Origin of the sequence: Comamonas sp. MYb69 (genome assembly GCF_037479315.1) — a bacterium.
In the GTDB taxonomy this organism is placed as follows: Bacteria; Pseudomonadota; Gammaproteobacteria; order Burkholderiales; family Burkholderiaceae_C; genus Comamonas.
Genome location: NZ_JBBGZG010000002.1, coordinates 300523 through 315539, shown reverse-complemented (window position 1 = coordinate 315539; position 15017 = coordinate 300523). Strand labels below are relative to the sequence as shown.

Here is a 15017-nt window from a genome sequence, read left to right as displayed (position 1 = left end):
GTGGGTCCCCCACCCCCACCCCCCACCCGTGCCCCCTTTTGGGCTCCCGCCACCACAACCCCAAAACCCTCCCCCCCCCGCCCCCCCCCCCCCCCCCCCCCCCGGCTCTGTAGGAGAGGACTAAAACAGGATTCAGTCCGCCGCCAGTACCTTGCCCGGGTTCATCAGCCCCAGCGGATCGAGCGCCTGCTTGATGGCGCGCATGGCGGCCAGCTCCTGCGAGGTGCGGCTAAAGCCCAGGTAAGGCATCTTGTGCAGGCCAATGCCATGCTCGGCCGATACGCTGCCCTGGAACTGCTGCACCAGGCCGTACAGCACGGCTTCCAGCGCCTCGTCCTCGCCATGGATGGTTTGGCTGTCGGTGGTGACATGCAGATTGCCGTCGCCCACATGGCCAAAGAACAGGCTGTGGTGGCCGGGCCAGCGCGCATCAAAGGCGGCGCGGCAGGCGGCGGCAAAGCGGCCGATATCCACCTGGGGCAGGCTGACGTCAAAGTTCACCGGAGGGTGCATGTGCGCGGTCATCTCGGCGGGTGCCTCGCGCAGCTTCCACAGGCTTTTGGCCTGCTCGCTCGACTGCGCAATCACCGCATCCGCCACCTCGCCAGCCTCCATGGCCTCGCCCAAGGCCTCTTCCACCGCAGCGCGCAGCGCAGCCTCGTCCTTGCCATCCACATCGATCAGCGCCTGCAGCGGGTGCTGCTGGGCAAACGCCGGCTGCAGCTTTTGCCACTGGATGGAGGTCTGCACAAAGTCGCTCCACATCAGCTCAAACGCGGCCACGCTGTTGCCAAAACGGGCCTGCATGCGCGCCAGCACCGCCAGCGCCTCGTCAAAGCCGGGCAGCGCCACCATGCAGGTGGCCTTGGCCTGCGGGGCGGGCCGCAGGCGCAGCAGCACGCGGGTGATGATGCCCAGGGTGCCCTCGGCACCGATAAAGAACTGCTTGAGGTCGTAGCCGGTGTTGTTCTTCAGCATGGGCCGCAGCATCGGCAGCACCGTGCCATCGGCCAGCACCACCTCCAGCCCCAGCACCTGCTCGCGCATCATGCCGTTTTGCAGCACGCCATTGCCGCCCGCATTGGTCGAGACATTGCCACCAATCTGGCAGCTGCCGCGCGCGCCCAGGTCCACGCCAAACACCCAGCCCGCCGCCACGGCCGCTTCCTGCACCGTCTGCAGGGTGACGCCGGCCTGCACCGTCATCAGGCCGGTGCGGGCATTCACGTCCTCGATCTGCTGCATGCGGTCCATCGCCACCGCCACGCCCTGGGCGACTGGCACCGCCGCACCGGCCAGGCCCGTCAGCCCGCCCTGGGGCACCACCGGCACGCGGTGGGCATGGCAGATGCGCAGCAAGGCACTGACCTCTTCGGTGCTGCGCGGGCGCAGCAGTGCCAGCGGCGGCACTGGCGGGGTTCCGCTCCAGTCGGTCCAGTACTTTGGCGGAATGGCGTCCGCGCCGCGCGAAAAGCCGTTGGGGCCCAGCGCTTGCTCAAGATCGGCCCAGAAAGCCGCCGCAGGAGCGGCTGCCGCGTTGTCGGTGCTAGAGGTAGTCATAGCCCGCTATTGTCGGTCGATTTGCCGCAGGAGCGCGGCCTGCCAGCAGCAAAACCTGCTCGGTCAGTAGAGCAAAAAAAGGCATCCCTGGCCTGCGGTGCAAGCCCGGGATGCCGTTTCTGGGTTAGTGGGAATCAGCGCGCAGCTTGCTGCACGTAGGCCAGCAAGGTCTCCACCATGCGGCGCACATGGGGCTGCACCTTGGCGGCCACGGCCGGCAGGTAGTCAAAAGGCATGTGCTCCTGCATATAGCTGCTCTGCGTCATCTCCAGCTGGATGGCATGCACGTTCTGCGCCGGCTGGCCATAGTGGCGCGTGATATAGCCGCCTTGGAAGCGGCCATTGAGCACGCTGCTAAAGCCGTCGGCCTCGCCCTTGCGCGCCTCGGCCAGCAGCGCCTCGCCCAGGCCTTCGCCGCAGCTGGCACCCTTGTTGGTGCCCAGGTTCAAGTCGGGCAGCTTGCCCTCAAAAAAGCGTGGCAGCACCGACTGGATCGAATGCGCATCCCACAGGCCGGCTGCGCCATGCTGGGCCTGGATGCGGGCCAGCTCGGCGGCCAGCTGGTCGTGGTAGGGCTTCCAGACCTGGTCGCGGCGCTGGGCAATCTCGGCATCATCGGGCTGCAGCGCGGCGCCTTGGTAGACGGGGGTGTCGGCAAAGGTGTCCACCGGGCACAGGCCGGTGACGCTCTGGCCGGGGTAGAGGCTGGCGCCATCGGGGGGGCGGTTCATGTCCACCACCAGACGCGAATGCGTGGCCACCAGGGTCGATGCCCCGATCTCCTGCGCAAACGCATAGAGCAGCGGCAGGTGCCAGTCGGTGTCGTGCACCTCGCGCGCCTCGGGCGTAAAGCGCTCGGCCAGCGCGGGTGGCACATAGGTGCCCACATGGGGGAAAGAGATCAGCAGCGGTGCCGTGCCTTGGCGGAATTCAAACGCTGCGCGGTCGGTTTCAAAATGCATGGATCATGGCTCCTGAAGAAGTTCGCTGCGCGCGGCGACAAAGCCACGCTGCGCGCTGTGGTGCAGCCGGTGGCGGCCGTCGGCCACGCAGCACTGGCCGCCCACCCAGACACGGGCCACCGCACTGCTGCGGCTGCTGGCAAACACATGGGCATCGAGCTGCTCGGCAGCGGGCAGCCCGGCCAGCGCCAGGTGCTGGCCATCGAGCACCACAAAATCGGCTTGCTGGCCCAGCGCCAGGCCGGCCACCGCGCGGCCACTGGCCTGCGCGCCGCCCTGCACCGCTGCCAGCAGCATATGGCTGCCCACATGGGGCTGCTGGGCGCTGGCCGCCACATTGCGCTGCTGCGATTGCAGGCGCTGGCTGTACTCGAGCATCATCAGCTCTTCGGCGGCGTTCACGCCGATATGGCTGTCCGAGCCAATGCCCCAGCGGCCGGCACCGGCCTGCCAGCGCGGCAGGTCAAAGATGCCGTCGCCCAGGTTGGCTTCGGTCAGCGGGCACAGGCCGGCCACCGCTTGCGATGCGGCTGCCGCTGCGTACTCGGCCGCGTCCATGTGCGTGGCATGCACCAGGCACCAGCGCGCGTCCACCGGCATATGGTCCAGCAGCCAGGCCACCGGGCGCTGGCCGCTCCAGGCAACGCAGGCGTTGACCTCGGCCATCTGCTCGGCGATATGGATGTGTACTGGCGCCTGTGCATTCAGCGCATGCAGGCCCTGCACGGCCTCTTGCAAGGCCTGGGGCGCCACGGCGCGCAGCGAGTGCGGCGCCAGGCCCAGCGCCGCGCCTTGGGCGTTGCAGGCGGGGGCCAAGCTCTCCAGCAGGCGCAGCATGTTGTCGGTGCTGCGGATAAAACGCTTTTGCCCCTCATTGGGCGCCTGGCCGCCAAAGCCGCTGTTCTGGTAGAGCACCGGCAGCAGGGTGATGCCGATGCCCGCCGTCTGCGCCGCACGCAGCAGCGCCAGGCTCAGCTCACCATCGGGCGCATAGGCCTGGCCATCGGGCTGGTGGTGCAGGTAGTGGAACTCGCAGACGCTGGTGTAGCCCGCTTCGAGCATCTCGATGTAGAGCCAGGTGGCAATCGCCTCCAGGTGCTGGGGCCCCAGGCGCGCGGCAAAGCGGTACATCAGGTTGCGCCAGCTCCAAAAGCTGTCCTGCGCCTGGCCCCGGAACTCCGACAGCCCGGCAAAGCCGCGCTGGAACGCATGCGAATGCAAGTTGGGCATGCCCGGCAGCACCGGGCCGCCGGCCTGTGCCACGCCGGCGCAGCGGGCCGCGTCCACGCCGGCTTCGATGGCGCTGAAGCGGCCTTGCGCATCCCAGCGCAGCAGCACGTTCTGCGCCCAGCCCGTGGGCAGCAAGGCCTGGGCGGCAAACAATTGGTTATGGGTATTCATCGCATCAGACACCGGCTGCTCCCTCCTGCAGCGCGACGGCGATCAACAGGGCGTCGTCGCTGCTCGCCTCCAGCTGCAGCGGCTGGCCGGGCGCAGCGGTCCAGTACAGGCCGTCTTCACCACCGGCCACCAGCGCAGCGGCATGCGCTGGCAAGCGCCAGCTGCCAGCCCGCGCCAGCAGCAGGCCCTGGGCACTGCCCAGCTGCAGGCTGCCACCCCGGTGGATCGTCACCTGTGCCTGCACCCGGCCGCGCCGGGTCATCACATTCAAATCCTGCGAGGCGCCGCCCAGCAGCTCGCAGTCCAGCGCCACGTCGCCCGAGAAGGCGAAGGGCTGCAGGCAGTGCTGCAGCAGATGGTCCACGCTGCCATCGGCAGCCTGCAAATGCACGCCGTCACCCCCCAGCAAGGTGATGATGCGGTCCACGCCAGCAAAGGCCGAGAACGGCCCGCTGCTGGCGATCTGCGCAATGCTGATGCGCCAGGCAAAACTGTCGATGCTGGCGCCAGGCGGCCAGCACAGCACCTCTTGCGTCGTGCCGCCGCCGTTCTTCCATGGCGTAGCGGGCAGCGCGCTGCTGCTGAAAAATTGCATGCTCATCCCTGCCCGTTTATTGCTTGGTCAACACGGCCTGCAAAAAGCTGCGCGTGCGCTCCTTGGTCGGGTTGCTGAAGATGGTCTGCGGGTCACCGGCTTCGATGATGCCGCCGCCATCCATGACGACGACCACATCGGCCACTTCCTTGGCAAAGCCCATTTCATGGGTCACCACCATCATGGTCATGCCTTCGGCGGCCAGCATCTTCATCACCTGCAGCACCTCGCCCACCAGCTCGGGGTCGAGGGCCGAGGTCGGCTCGTCAAACAGCATCACCTTGGGCCGCATGGCCAGCGCGCGCGCAATGGCCACGCGCTGCTTTTGCCCGCCCGAGAGGCTGCCGGGCATCGCATCGGCCTTGTGGCCCAGGCCCACTTTTTTCAGCAGGTCATGCGCCAGCGCATCGGCATCCTTGCGGCTCAAGCCATGGAGCTTGCGCGGGCCCAAGGTCACGTTGTCCAGCACCGACAGGTGCGGAAACAGGTTGAAGGACTGGAACACCATGCCCACCTCTTCGCGTAGCGCGTTGAGGGCTTTCTCGGGCAGCATCTGGCCGTCCTGCACCAGGGTGCGGCCACAGATCTCGACACTGCCGCCCTGCGGCACTTCGAGGCCATTGCAGCAGCGCAAGAAAGTGCTCTTGCCCGAGCCACTGGGCCCGATGACGACGACCACCTGCTGGGGCTTGACATCGAAGTCGATGCCGTCGAGCACCACATGCGTGCCAAAGGCCTTGCGCAGCCCACGGATGCGGACCATGGATTCGGAAAGTTGGGGAGCTGCGGTCATTGCACCATGCCTCCAGCGCGCAGGCGCTTTTCAAAATGGCGCAGGGCCAGGGTGGTCACACCGGTCAATACAAAATAAATCACGGCAATCGCCAAATACACTTCCAGGGAGCGGTAGGAGACGCTGATGATCTTCTGGCCCTGGTGCATCACATCGTGGATGGTCAGCAGCGAGACCAGCGCCGAGTTTTTGATCAGCGCGATGAATTCATTGCCCAGTGGCGGAATCATGCGCACGATGGCCTGGGGCAGGATCACCGAGGCCATGGCCTGGCCCGACGACATGCCGATGGAACGCGCCGCCTCCATCTGGCCGCGGTCGATGGACTGGATGGCGCCGCGCACCACTTCGGACACATAGGCGCCCGAGTAAATGCCCAGGCCGAGCACGCCGCAGGCAAAGGCCGGCAGCATGATGCCAAACTGCGGCAGGCCGAAGAACAGAATGAACAGCTGCACCAGGAGCGGCGTGCCCCGGATGGCGGCCACATAGGCCGTGCAGATGCCGTAGATGATCCTGTTCTTGGGGTTGAGCCGGCCAATGCCGATCAGCAGACCCATCACGCAGCCCAGCACCAGCGCAGCGGCCGTGATCTCCACTGTCACCGCTGCACCGCGCAGCAGATCGGGCCACCCTGCCCAGACGGGCGAAAAATCCAAATCCATAGTCAATCCTGTCGTCTCAGATCAGCGCACTGGCCTGGGGGCCTTGCGCTGCCTTGGGACATGTGGACGGCCTCATTCCCACCAGGCCGTCAACACGCGCATCGCTTGCTTACTTGCTGCTGGGGAACCACTTGTCCACGATGGCCTTGTAGCCACCGTCAGCCTTGAGCTGCTCGAGCGCCTTGTTCACGGCCACCGTCAACTCAGGCGTGTCCTTGCGGATGGCCATGCCGTATTCCTCGGTGGTGATCTGCTCGGCCAGCACCTTCATGCCGCCGCGCGTGCGGTTGTACTGGAACGCGGCAGGCTTGCCGGTGACGGCGGCATCGGCGCGGCCGATATCGACCAGGTTGAACATTTCCTGGTTCTTTTCGACCTCCACGCGCTGCACCTTGGGGAAGTGCTCGGTGAGGTAACCCACCGACTTGGTGCCTACCTGCACCGAGACCTTCTTGCCATCCAGATCGCTCAGCTTGGTGATGGGGCTGCCTTCCTTGACCATGGCCACCAGGCCGCCGGCGTAGTAAGGCTGGGTGAAGTCCACCACCTTCTTGCGCTCATCGGTGATGTAGATGGCCGAGACGGCCATGTCGTAGCGCTTGGCGATCAGACCGGGCACCAGGCCCTTGAAGTCGATGTCGACCCATTCGACCTTCTTGCCCATCTTGGCCGCGACGGCCTCGACGAGTTCGACGTCAAAACCGGTTTTCTTGCCGTTTTCGACAAATTCCATCGGCGGGAAAGTAGCATCGGTGGCCACGCGCAGCACATTGTTCTGGGCAAAGGCAGCACCTGCACCACAGGCCAGGGCGATCAAAGAGGTCTTCAAGACCAGGCGACGGAAGTTCATGGGAGAGTCCTTTTTCAATTCAAGTACCAAGCAAAATCGCAATGTCATCCAGCCAGACTGCGGGAGATGCGGGCCGCCGCTGCCAAGGTCGCCTGCACCAGCTGGGCTTGCTGGTGCTGCACACGCTGCTGCGGCGCCATCAGGCTGAGCGCAGCGACCGCGCGGCGGCCGCTGGCAAACACCGGCACGCTGCATCCCCAGACACCGGCATCGACCTGGCCCACCGTGGTGATGTAGCCCTGCGTGCGCAGCTCCTGCAGCTCGGCAGCGGCTTCGGCGCGGGCGGGGGTGCCTTCGCCGTAGTGCTGGTTGAGCAGCGCTTCGCGTTGCACGGCAGGCAGGTAGGCCAGCACGCACTTGGCCGATGCCCCGACCTTCAGCGGCACGCTGCTGCCCTTGTCGAAGGAGCAGCGCAGCGACAGCGGGCTTTCCACCATGTCCAGGCACACGGCCTGGCCATTGGCCGCTACCAAGAGGCCTGCGCTCTCCTGGGTCTGCTGCGACAGCTGCACCAGCACAGGGCGGGCCACATGCACCAAATGGGAGCCATCGTCAAAGCCACGCGCCAGCTGCAGGCCCAGCGGCCCGGGCGCATACAGCGCGCCGCTGTCGGCCACAAAGCCAAAACGCTTGAGGCGCGCGAGCTGCCGGTACAGGCTGCTGCGGGGCAAACCAGTGCCCTGCATCAGCTCGCTGGCCGACAGCGGCCGCCCGGCGCAGGCCAATACCGCCAACACCTGCAGCACCCGGTCGGCCGCCGACACCTCGGAGCCCGGGGTATCCGCTGCCGCACGCTCGCTGACCAACAACTCTGTAGCATCCATTCGCAATTCCCATTCCTCGGGACTAGTGACAACAAGGATCTTGCAAGATCAATGCCAGAATTGTCGAATTGCTCTCTGTATTGCACCCTAGCGCAAACCCTAGGTCGGAATTGAATGGCCCATTCAATTCCCATTTATTGGGAATTTGAAATGTAAAAAGCCCCAGTGTGGTGCGGCGCTTAGCGCGCAGGCCAGCGCCGCCGCGCACCTGCAGGGCAGGTGGACGGAAGAGAGGGGAGTGTTTGGGCGGGCCCGTGGTGGGGGCGCCGCTCCATCAGCGTTGAGTCAGCGCTTCGTCAGCGCACAGGCTGCTGTCAAAGGGCCGCCAGATAGCCCAAAGCCGCGAGCGGCGCGGTCTCAGCGCGCAGCACACGTGGGCCCAGGGTGACGGGCGCAAAGCCATTGCCGCGCGCCAGCGCTTCTTCGGCGGGCGACAGGCCGCCTTCGGGACCGGAGAGGAAAACCAGGGGCTGGGCGCCCGCCTGCTGCACCGCCTGGGCCAGCGGCTGGGTGCCGTCTGCCAGCGACAGCACCAGGCGCTGTGCATCGGCCAGGCCGCCGGCCTTGATCCACTGCGCCAGGTCCATGGGCGCATGGATGCGCGGCACCTGGTTGCGGCCGCACTGCTCGCAGGCGCTGGCGGCAATCGCCTGCCAGCGCTCCTGGCGCTTGGTGGCGCGGTCGCCTTTGAGGCGGGTGACCGAGCGCTCGGCCTCCAGCGGCGTGATGCTGGCCACGCCCAGCTCGGTGGCCTTCTCCACCAGCCATTCCATGCGCTCGCCCGCGGTAATACCAGCCAGCAGGTGCACGGCGCGGGCCGCTTCGCGCTCGATGGCCGTGTGGCCCTCGATCTGCACGGTCACATGGCTGCGGCCCATTTGCACAATGCTGGCGTCGTATTCGCCCGCAGGCGTGCCGGCTTCGCCGTTGAACAGGGTGATGTGGTCACCGGGCTGCATGCGAAACACCTGCACATGGCGCGCAGCCTCGGGCGGCAGATCCAGTGCAGCGCCTACGCGCAACTCAACGGGGCAGTAAAAACGGGGCATGGTGCTGGGTCAAAGTGGATGGCAGGAAAGGGCAGAGATTTCAGCAACGAGGTTCAACCCCGGCCCATCATCCAGCCGCCTTGCTCCTCGATGCCCTCGACCTCATGGATCAGGCGCATCAGCGGCACCAGCTCGCGGTAGCGCGATGCGGTTGAGCGAATGTAGTGCAAAAAGCGCGGTGCATCGGCCAGGTAGCGCGGCTTGCCGTCGCGCAGGGTCAGGCGGGCAAAGATGCCGGCCACCTTCAGGTGGCGCTGGATGCCCATCCATTCGACTGCGCGGTAGAAGTCACCAAAATCCGCACCAAAGCCCGAGGGGCTGTCAGCGCCCAGCAGGCCGGCCTTGCGCGCTTTCTCCCAGTAGCGGATGGTGATGTCCACCACAAAATCCTCTTCCCAGCTGATGAAGGCATCGCGCATCAGGCTGGCAATGTCATAGGTGATGGGGCCGTAGAGCGCATCCTGGAAATCGAGCACGCCCAGCGGCGCGCCGGCAGTGGGCGGCACCATCAGGTTGCGCATCATGAAGTCGCGGTGCACAAACACGCGGGGCACCGACAGGTTCTGCGCCACGATGGCGTCAAAGGCGTTTTGGAGCACGGCCTGCTGCTTGTCGTTCAGCTGCACCTGGCGGTGCTGGGCGATGTACCAGTCAGGGAACAGCTGCAGCTCGCGGCGCAGCACGGCCTCGTCATAGACAGGCAGCACGCCTTCGCGCGATGCCTTTTGCCAGTCCACCAAGATATCGACCGCCTGCATATACCACTGGTAGGCGGCCTGCGAATCGGGCGGCTGGAGCTTTTCGATCACCGTCTGCGTGCCCAAGTCGGACAGCAGCATGAAGCCGTGGGCGGCATCCCAATCCAGCACCTGGGGGGCATTCAGGCCGGCCTCGGCCAGCAGCGCTTGCACCTGTACAAAGGGTTCGCTGTTTTCCTTGTCCGGCGGCGCATCCATGATGATGCGCGTGCCGCCCTGCAGGTCGTCCACCCGCAAATAGCGGCGAAAGCTGGCATCGGCAGACGCCAGGCGCAGGCTCTCGGGGCGCAGACCATGGCGGGCCGCTACCGCTGCCAGCCAGGGGGCAAACTGCGCGGCGCGGGTGGCATCGGCCCACACGACGGGGGTAACGCCCTGTAAAGATTGCTTGGCGCTGTCAGGCTGGGGTGCTACAGAAGATGCAGCAATAGGGTCAGACATGGGGGAAATAGATTGGCTCATGGATAATGCAGATTCTACAAAGCCCTGCCGCCCGGCTGGGCCCCAGATCCAGATCCGTGTGCATGTATGCACCGCAGATGCACAGGCCAGTGGCTATTTCCCATGGATATTCACGCTTTCACCGATGTGGCGCCAGCCTCGCCCCGCCCTGCAGGCGCCGCCGCAGGGCTGCGCGCGCGCGCAAACACCAACACATCGCCCCGCACCTTGTCCCGCACCCCCCTTAGCTTCTCCCCCACCACCATCGCCCGGCTGTGCATGGCCATGCTCTGGGCCTCGCCCGCGCTGGTACTGGCCCAGGCGCCCGTTGGCAGCGACGACGCCGGCCTGGTGCTGCGCACCAGCCCCCGCCTGCAAGAGAGCCTGAGCTCCGAGCAGCGCGGCAAGATGCCGGTCTACCTCGAGGGCGACGAGCTCACCGGCCAGACGGCGGACATGACTACCGTCACCGGCAATGCCAGCCTGCGCCGTGCCGACACCATGATCCGCGCCGACCGCCTGCGCTTTTACGAGCCCAGCAACACCGCCTATGCCGATGGCAATGTGCACATCAACCGCGCCGGCAGCGTGTTTGACGGCACCGAGCTGCAGATGCAGCTCGATTCGAACGAGGGTTTCTTCAAGGACGCCAACTACCGCCTGCTGCCCAACAACGGCTATGGCGTGGCCTCGCGCGTGGATTTCATCGACCGCGAGCGCTCGGTCGTGCATGACGGCACCTACACCACCTGCCAGCGCGACGACGAGGCCAGCTGGCAGCCGGACTGGATCATCCGTGCTGAAAAAATCAGCATCGACAACCTCGAAGAGGTCGGTGTGGCCGAGAACGGCGTGCTTGAATTCAAGGGCGTGCCGATCATCCCCATCCCCAAGATGAGCTTTCCGCTGTCGGAAAAGCGCAAATCGGGCCTGCTGCCGCCCACCATGTCGCTCGACAGTGACAGCGGCTTCACCTACGCCCAGCCCTACTACTGGAACATTGCGCCCAACCGCGACGCCACCATCACGCCAACGGCCATGGTCAAGCGCGGCCTGGCGCTGGGCGGCGAGTTCCGCTACCTGGAGCCCACCTACAGCGGCACCCTGGCGGGCCTGTACATGCCCGGCGACCGCCTGCGCGACCGCGACCGCTGGTCCTGGCTGTGGATGCACAACGGCAGCCTGGATACGCCCATTGGCGGCCTGGGACTGAACATCAACGCCAAGCGCGTGAGCGACTCGGACTACTGGCGCGACTTCCAGGGCAACAGCTACAAGCTCAACGAGCGCCTGCTCAACAGCGAAGCCTCGGCCAGCTGGTCGCGCGACGACCATAGCCTGCTGCTGCGCGCGCAGAAGTGGCAGACCCTGCAGGACCCGCTCTCGCCCATCGTGCCGCCATATGACCGCATGCCCCAGCTGCAGTACCGCTACACGCCGCAAAACCTGCCGCTGGGCCTGGAAGGCTCGATCGAGGCCGATGCCACGCGCTTCCGTGCCGACACCAGCCTGCTCAACCAGCCCAATGCCGACCGCGGCTATATCCAGGCAGAGCTCAGCCGCCCCTTCATTGCGCCGCAGGGCTACATCACGCCCAAGCTGATGCTCAACACCCGGCACTACAACTTTGACAACTCGGGCCTGGCCACCGTCAGCAGCGCCAGCATCACCGTGCCCACCGTCAGCCTCGACAGCGGCCTGACCTTTGAGCGCTCGACGCGCCTGTTTGGCCGCAACCTGATCCAGACGCTGGAGCCGCGCGCCTTCTACACCTACACGCCCTACCGCGACCAGAGCATGATTCCGGTCTACGACACGGCGCCGTATGACTTCAGCTTTGCGACCATCTTCAGCTCGAACTCGTTCAGCGGCTATGACCGCATTGCCGACAACAACATGCTGACCGTGGGCGCCACCACGCGCTTTCTCGATGCCGAGACCGGCGCCGAGGCGGCGCGCTTTGGCATCGCCCAGCGCCTGCGCTTCTCGGACCAGCAGGTGGTCATGCCCAATGCCAGCTCGGTCAACGAGCGCTGGTCGGACATCATGCTGGGCGCGGGCATCAACTGGACGCCCAAGTGGGGCTTTGACACCACGGTGCAGTTCAACCCGGACAGCGGCCGCTCGGTGCGCTCGACCATGCAGGCGCGCTACAAGCCCGGCGACTACAAGACGCTGGCGCTGGCCTACCGCTACCAGGCACAGAACAGCGAGCAGATGGACCTGGGCTGGCAGTGGCCGGTCAATGAGATCTTTGGCTCCGGGGGCAAAAAAGCCAAGGGCGAAGGCCGCTGGTACACTGTGGGCCGCCTGAACTACAGTATGCGCGACAAGAAACTGGTGGATTCGGTCATTGGCTTGGAATACAGCGGCTGCTGCTGGAGCAGCCGTGTGGTGCTGCAGCGTTTGCAGAACTCGCTGGTACAGGCGAACACCAAGCTGCTGTTCCAGATGGAATTCACTGGCCTGACCAAACTCACCCTGGGCGCTGACCCGCTGGCCAGCATGCGCGAAAACGTACCCGGCTACCAGTCTCTGCCCAGCGGCAACGGCTCTGCAGCGCCCAGCCGTTTCAGCAATTACGATTGAAGCATTCCCTGACCATGAAACAACGCATTCTCTCTTTGAGCGTGGCCTGCAGCCTGGCTTTGCTCGCTGGTGCCAGCGCAGCGCAAGGCTTCAAGGCTAGCAACGACAACGCATCCGCCGGCATGCGGGCCCCGGGCGCCGGCATCGGCACGCCAACGGCCGTGCCGTCGGTGGCGATCCCTGCTGCCTCGCTGGCCCAGCGCAGCAGCAATGCCCCGCGCTCTGCGGACTTCATCGTCGCGGTCGTCAATTCCGAGCCGGTCACCAATGTCGAAGTGCAGCAGCAGTACGACCGCCTGCGTGCCCAGGCCGAGGCCAACAACATCCCCGCCGAGACGGCACGCCGCCAGGCGCTGGAGATGCTGATCGGCCAGAAGATCCAGCTGCAGATGGCTGCCGAGCGCAACATCCAGGTGGACAACTTTGCCGTGCAGCAGGCCGAAGAGTCCGTCGCGCGCCAGAACAGCATGACCATGCCCGAGCTGCGCCGCCGCCTGGCCAGCGAAGGCATTCCAGAGGAGCAGTTCCGTGCCGATCTGAAAAAGCAGCTGGTGATCCAGAAGCTGCGCGAGGCCGAGGTCGACTCCAAGGTGCGCGTGAGCGACCTCGACATCGACCAGTACCTGCGCGAGCAAAAGGCCAAGGCCGGCATGGCCAGTGCCGCCACCCAGCTCAACCTGGGCCACATCCTGATCACCGTGCCGGAAAACGCCAGCGAAGACCAGGTCAAGCAGTTGCAGGCCAAGGCCCAGCTGGCAGCCGACAAGATCCGCGCCGGTGAAGACTTTGGTGCCGCCGTGGCCGAGTTCTCCGATGTGCCCGACGGCAAGGGCGGCGGCGCCATGGGCCTGCGCCCGGCCGACCGCTACCCCGAGCTGTTCGTCAGGGCGACGCAGTCCACGCCGCAGGGCGCCATTGCCGGCCCGGTGCGCTCGCCTGCGGGCTTTCACATCCTGAAGGTGCTGGAGAAGACGAGCGGTGAGGTGCCGGCCATCGTCACGCAAAGCCATGCCCGCCACATCCTGCTGCGCCCCGGCCCCCAACTGAGCGAAGCCCAGGCGGTGGAGCGCCTCGAAGACTACCGCCGCCGTGTGCTGGCCAAGCAGGACACGTTTGAAGACCTGGCCAAGCGCTACTCCGAAGACGGCAGCGCCAAGGAAGGCGGCGACCTGGGCTGGGCCAGCCCGCGCAAGTTCGTGCCGGAGTTCGAAGAAGCGCTCAACGCGCTGCAGCCCGGCGAGATCAGCCAGCCCATTGCCAGCCGCTTTGGTATCCACCTGATCCAGCTGCTCGAGCGCCGCGAGGCCAAGCTCAACCAGCGCGAGCAGCGTGACATGGTGCGCTCCATCGTGCGCGAGAACAAGCTCGAGCAGGCCTTCAGCACCTGGGCGCAGGAAGCCCGTGCGCGGGCCTATGTCGAATACCGCGACCCGCCCCAGTAACAGCCCAGCCGCCTGGGGCGTGATGACCCTGCCCGGCGCTGTGGCGCTGCGGCGGTGTCATCATCGGCCCCAAGCCTGCCAACCCAAGAGCGGTGCTTTCGCACCGCTTTGTCATTGCATGAAACACATTCCCCGCAAGCGCTTTGGCCAGAACTTTCTGACCGATCGCGCCGTCATCGACGCGATTGTCGACGCCATCCACCCACTGCCCGGCCAGACGGTGGTGGAGATCGGCCCCGGTCTGATGGCGCTGACCCAGCCGCTGGTCGAGCGCCTGGGCAAGCTCAGCGTCATTGAGCTGGACCGCGATCTGGCCCTGCGCCTGCGCACGCACCCGCAGCTCGATGTGGTCGAGTCCGATGTGCTGAAGGTCGATTTCCGCGCCCTCGCCCAGCGCCTGGGCGTGGCCAAGCTGCGCGTGGCCGGCAACCTGCCCTACAACATCTCCAGCCCCATCCTGTTTCACCTGCTCGACCAGGTCGATGTGGTCGAAGACCAGCACTTCATGCTGCAAAAAGAGGTGATCGACCGCATGGTGGCCGCACCCGCCACCTCGGACTACGGCCGCCTCACCGTCATGCTGCAATGGCGCTATGCGATGGAGAACGTGCTCTTTGTGCCGCCCGAGAGCTTTGACCCGCCCCCCAAGGTCGACAGCGCCGTGGTGCGCATGGTCCCGCGCGCCGAACCCGCCCAGCTCGATGCCAAGCTGCTCGAAGACCTGGTGCGCGTGGCCTTCAGCCAGCGCCGCAAGATCTTGCGCAACACCTTGGGCAAATGGCTGGAGGAAAAAGGCTACAGCGGCAACTTCGACCTGCAGCGCCGCGCCGAAGAAGTGCCGGTGGCCGAATACGAACAGGCCGCTGCCAGCCTCTCGGCAGCGCCCAAGGCGGCTTGAGCGGTCAGGGATTGAAGCGGCCCCGCCCATAAGCAAAACGCCCGGCGCAAGCCGGGCGTGTTTTTTTTGTGAATAAGCCAACCCCACAGAGGTAATAGTAAAAAAAACGAAAAGGCACCCTTCCCACGGCCCCGGACTCGGCCGCCGCGCCAAAACACAAGAGCAGCAGCGAGCGCCCGGGCCGGGCCAA

14 protein-coding genes are annotated in these 15017 nt (G+C 65.8%); 3 read left to right on the top strand and 11 right to left on the bottom strand.

The window, feature by feature from the left end:
- Positions 1–132: 132 nt before the first annotated feature.
- The 10 genes from WH303_RS03570 to WH303_RS03525 all read right to left on the bottom strand — a co-directional run bounded on the left by WH303_RS03570 (position 133) and on the right by WH303_RS03525 (position 9898).
- The gene (locus WH303_RS03570; RefSeq protein WP_339517029.1) at positions 133–1560 is read right to left on the bottom strand and encodes an FAD-binding oxidoreductase; all 1428 of its coding nucleotides are present in this window, start codon (positions 1558–1560) and stop codon (positions 133–135) included.
- A gap of 134 nt (positions 1561–1694) precedes the next feature.
- Positions 1695–2522, bottom strand: coding sequence for an N-formylglutamate deformylase (hutG, locus tag WH303_RS03565; protein WP_339517028.1), 828 nt, complete (start codon positions 2520–2522; stop codon positions 1695–1697).
- A 3-nt stretch (positions 2523–2525) separates the two neighbouring features.
- Positions 2526–3923 (bottom strand): formimidoylglutamate deiminase, encoded by a 1398-nt coding sequence (locus tag WH303_RS03560; RefSeq protein WP_339517027.1) that lies wholly within the window; start codon positions 3921–3923, stop codon positions 2526–2528.
- 4 nt (positions 3924–3927) lie between these two features.
- Positions 3928–4518 (bottom strand): HutD/Ves family protein, encoded by a 591-nt coding sequence (locus tag WH303_RS03555; RefSeq protein WP_339517026.1) that lies wholly within the window; start codon positions 4516–4518, stop codon positions 3928–3930.
- A 16-nt stretch (positions 4519–4534) separates the two neighbouring features.
- Positions 4535–5311, bottom strand: a complete 777-nt coding sequence (locus WH303_RS03550; protein WP_339517025.1) for an amino acid ABC transporter ATP-binding protein — start codon at positions 5309–5311, stop codon at positions 4535–4537.
- The gene (locus WH303_RS03545) at positions 5308–5976 is read right to left on the bottom strand and encodes an amino acid ABC transporter permease (protein WP_021026215.1); all 669 of its coding nucleotides are present in this window, start codon (positions 5974–5976) and stop codon (positions 5308–5310) included. Before WH303_RS03545 ends, WH303_RS03550 begins: the two co-directional genes overlap by 4 nt.
- Positions 5977–6085: 109 nt before the next feature.
- Complete coding sequence (locus tag WH303_RS03540; protein WP_021026216.1) at positions 6086–6826, bottom strand: transporter substrate-binding domain-containing protein; 741 nt, start codon at positions 6824–6826, stop codon at positions 6086–6088.
- Positions 6827–6870: 44 nt separating this feature from the next.
- Complete coding sequence (locus WH303_RS03535) at positions 6871–7650, bottom strand: IclR family transcriptional regulator (protein ID WP_021026217.1); 780 nt, start codon at positions 7648–7650, stop codon at positions 6871–6873.
- A 314-nt stretch (positions 7651–7964) separates the two neighbouring features.
- Positions 7965–8699, bottom strand: a complete 735-nt coding sequence (locus tag WH303_RS03530; RefSeq protein WP_339517024.1) for a 16S rRNA (uracil(1498)-N(3))-methyltransferase — start codon at positions 8697–8699, stop codon at positions 7965–7967.
- Positions 8700–8752: 53 nt separating this feature from the next.
- Positions 8753–9898: an aminoglycoside phosphotransferase family protein gene (locus WH303_RS03525; RefSeq protein WP_339517023.1), complete on the bottom strand. Its 1146-nt coding sequence runs from the start codon at positions 9896–9898 to the stop codon at positions 8753–8755.
- A 123-nt stretch (positions 9899–10021) separates the two neighbouring features.
- Here WH303_RS03525 and WH303_RS03520 point away from each other — a divergent pair, with 123 nt between their 5' ends.
- The 3 genes from WH303_RS03520 (at position 10022) to rsmA (ending at position 14827) form a co-directional block, all read left to right on the top strand.
- A complete protein-coding gene (locus tag WH303_RS03520; RefSeq protein WP_339517022.1) occupies positions 10022–12487 on the top strand; it encodes an LPS-assembly protein LptD in 2466 nt (821 codons plus the stop codon).
- 14 nt (positions 12488–12501) lie between these two features.
- Entirely contained in the window at positions 12502–13929 is a 1428-nt protein-coding gene (locus tag WH303_RS03515; RefSeq protein ID WP_339517021.1) for a peptidylprolyl isomerase, read from the top strand.
- A 118-nt stretch (positions 13930–14047) separates the two neighbouring features.
- On the top strand, positions 14048–14827 hold the full coding sequence (rsmA, locus tag WH303_RS03510; RefSeq protein WP_021026222.1) for a 16S rRNA (adenine(1518)-N(6)/adenine(1519)-N(6))-dimethyltransferase RsmA: 780 nt from the start codon (positions 14048–14050) through the stop codon (positions 14825–14827).
- Positions 14828–14831: 4 nt separating this feature from the next.
- Here rsmA and WH303_RS03505 read toward each other — a convergent pair.
- On the bottom strand, positions 14832–15017 hold a 186-nt coding region (locus tag WH303_RS03505), incomplete at its 5' end, for a hypothetical protein (protein WP_339517020.1).

Bases quoted from the DNA above. Each gene is read 5' to 3' on its own strand.
- WH303_RS03570 (WP_339517029.1), bottom strand. From the start codon at position 1,560: ATGACTACCTCTAGCACCGACAACGCGGCAGCCGCTCCTGCGGCGGCT.
- hutG (WP_339517028.1), bottom strand. From the start codon at position 2,522: ATGCATTTTGAAACCGACCGCGCAGCGTTTGAATTCCGCCAAGGCACG.
- WH303_RS03560 (WP_339517027.1), bottom strand. From the start codon at position 3,923: ATGAATACCCATAACCAATTGTTTGCCGCCCAGGCCTTGCTGCCCACG.
- WH303_RS03555 (WP_339517026.1), bottom strand. From the start codon at position 4,518: ATGCAATTTTTCAGCAGCAGCGCGCTGCCCGCTACGCCATGGAAGAAC.
- WH303_RS03550 (WP_339517025.1), bottom strand. From the start codon at position 5,311: ATGACCGCAGCTCCCCAACTTTCCGAATCCATGGTCCGCATCCGTGGG.
- WH303_RS03545 (WP_021026215.1), bottom strand. From the start codon at position 5,976: ATGGATTTGGATTTTTCGCCCGTCTGGGCAGGGTGGCCCGATCTGCTG.
- WH303_RS03540 (WP_021026216.1), bottom strand. From the start codon at position 6,826: ATGAACTTCCGTCGCCTGGTCTTGAAGACCTCTTTGATCGCCCTGGCC.
- WH303_RS03535 (WP_021026217.1), bottom strand. From the start codon at position 7,650: ATGGATGCTACAGAGTTGTTGGTCAGCGAGCGTGCGGCAGCGGATACC.
- WH303_RS03530 (WP_339517024.1), bottom strand. From the start codon at position 8,699: ATGCCCCGTTTTTACTGCCCCGTTGAGTTGCGCGTAGGCGCTGCACTG.
- WH303_RS03525 (WP_339517023.1), bottom strand. From the start codon at position 9,898: ATGTCTGACCCTATTGCTGCATCTTCTGTAGCACCCCAGCCTGACAGC.
- WH303_RS03520 (WP_339517022.1), top strand. From the start codon at position 10,022: ATGGATATTCACGCTTTCACCGATGTGGCGCCAGCCTCGCCCCGCCCT.
- WH303_RS03515 (WP_339517021.1), top strand. From the start codon at position 12,502: ATGAAACAACGCATTCTCTCTTTGAGCGTGGCCTGCAGCCTGGCTTTG.
- rsmA (WP_021026222.1), top strand. From the start codon at position 14,048: ATGAAACACATTCCCCGCAAGCGCTTTGGCCAGAACTTTCTGACCGAT.